We start from the raw sequence: 1,847 nt of genomic DNA, 5'->3' as shown, positions 1-1,847 counted from the left end.
GTCTGCGCTTTGCCATGGACTTTGATTTTTGGTTCGAACGCTACGTGACGAACCGGCAGGTTGCGCGGCAGGTTGTCGGCTTCGCCTTTCACCAGTTTGCGCATGAACAGTTTGACGATGCGGTCTTCCAGCGAGTGGAAGCTGATTACCACCAGACGCCCACCGATTTCCAGTGCGTCCAGCGCGGCTTCGAGGCCGGCTTCCAGATCGCCCAGTTCGTTGTTGACGTGAATGCGCAAACCCTGGAACGCACGAGTGGCCGGGTTCTTGCCCTTTTCCCACGCCGGGTTGGCGACCTTGAGCACTTCGGCCAGATCGGCGGTGCGCTCGAACGGTGTGATATCGCGACGTTCGGCAACGGCACGAGCCATGCGACCGGAGAAACGTTCTTCGCCGTATTCCTTGAACACCCGGGCGATTTCTTCAGCCGGCGCGGTGTTGACGAATTCGGCAGCGCTGATGCCACGGGACGGATCCATGCGCATGTCCAGCGGACCGTCGTTGAGGAAACTGAAGCCGCGTTCAGCGTCATCGAGCTGCGGCGAAGAGACGCCGAGGTCGAGCAGAATGCCGCTGACCTTGCCGCTCAGACCCTGCTCGGCAACCACCGAACCGAGCTCGGCAAAGCTGCGCTGCACAACGACAAAGCGGCCGTCTTCGGCCGCTAGCGTTTGCCCGGTGGCAATCGCTTGTGGATCTTTGTCGAATCCGATGAGACGACCATCTGTTCCGAGCTGGCTGAGGATCAGCCGGCTGTGTCCGCCGCGACCGAACGTACCGTCCAGATAGCATCCATCAGGACGTACGGCGAGAGCCTCCACGGCTTCGTCCAGCAGTACGGTGATGTGGTTAAAGCCGCTATCAATAGTCACAGGATCAAATCACGCAGTTCATCAGGCATGGCGCCCGGTTGTTGAATAGCAGCAAGGTCAGCGGCAGATACCGCGTCCCATGCATCCTCGTCCCACAATTGGAACTTGTTCAGTTGGCCTACCAGCATCGCGCGCTTATCGAGCTTGGCGTATTCGCGCAGACGCGGTGGAACCAGAAAACGACCACTGCCATCGAGTTCGAGATCGACGGCATTACCAATCAATAAACGTTGCAGGCGACGGTTCTCTTCGCGAAGCGAAGGAAGTGCGCGCAACTTGGTTTCAATAATTTCCCACTCATCGAGCGGATAGACACAAAGGCATGGATCAACGGCATCAATGGTCACGATCAATTGGCCAGAACTACGCGAAACGAGCTCGTCGCGGTACCGGCTCGGCATAGCGAGACGGCCCTTTGCATCGAGACTGATAGCGTTAGCTCCGCGAAACACGTCAGCGTTTCTCCAATTTTTATCGTTTTGAGCTCAAAAAACCCACTTCATGCCACTTTCCGCCACTTGCGCACACTATAGGAATGCGCCCACCACACCGTCAAGGCGCGGAGTAAAGGAAAACCCTTACAGAACGGAGATTTAGGAACATAAAAGGAGGGGTAACGACAAATTGGCGGATAGTTTTGACCAATAACTTGATGCAGCACTGGAAGCTGCGCTCGGAAGTTAAAGTAATTTGTTAAGAGTAAGATTTTTTCGGTATTACAAAAGCGCTTCTGCTGTTGATTGAAGCACGGTGGGAAATGGCTATTACTGCGTTTGCCGCTGCCGGACTTTCAGAGCAGGTCTGCTGATATTACACAGCCCTGTTACTATTGATTCAAGCAGGGAAAGAAAAAGGTGGAGAGTCGATCTGTAAGCCGGGTTCTGTCTTGAACAGTCATTCGTCTACGATGGCCATCACTGGACATCTTTAGCAACCTACCCGGTCCCAGCGCGGGCCACGCCTTGGGACCCTATT

The 1,847-nt window shown here is 55.3% G+C and carries 2 protein-coding genes; both read right to left on the bottom strand.

Translation table 11 applies throughout. From position 1 onward, the window contains the following. A partial coding sequence (gene rsmH, locus ACIP1X_RS26955) for a 16S rRNA (cytosine(1402)-N(4))-methyltransferase RsmH (RefSeq protein WP_400755792.1) occupies positions 1–872 on the bottom strand: 872 nt, incomplete at its 3' end. Continuing rightward, positions 869–1,324: a division/cell wall cluster transcriptional repressor MraZ gene (gene mraZ, locus ACIP1X_RS26950; RefSeq protein ID WP_008147486.1), complete on the bottom strand. Its 456-nt coding sequence runs from the start codon at positions 1,322–1,324 to the stop codon at positions 869–871. The genes rsmH and mraZ, both read right to left, overlap by 4 nt. Positions 1,325–1,847: the final 523 nt, after the last annotated feature.

It is taken from the genome of Pseudomonas sp. NPDC088885 (assembly GCF_044750025.1).
Taxonomy (GTDB): Bacteria; Pseudomonadota; Gammaproteobacteria; order Pseudomonadales; family Pseudomonadaceae; genus Aquipseudomonas; species Aquipseudomonas rustica.
The sequence above is the reverse complement of the archived record's forward strand: the minus strand, read 5'-3'. Positions and strand labels throughout refer to the sequence as shown.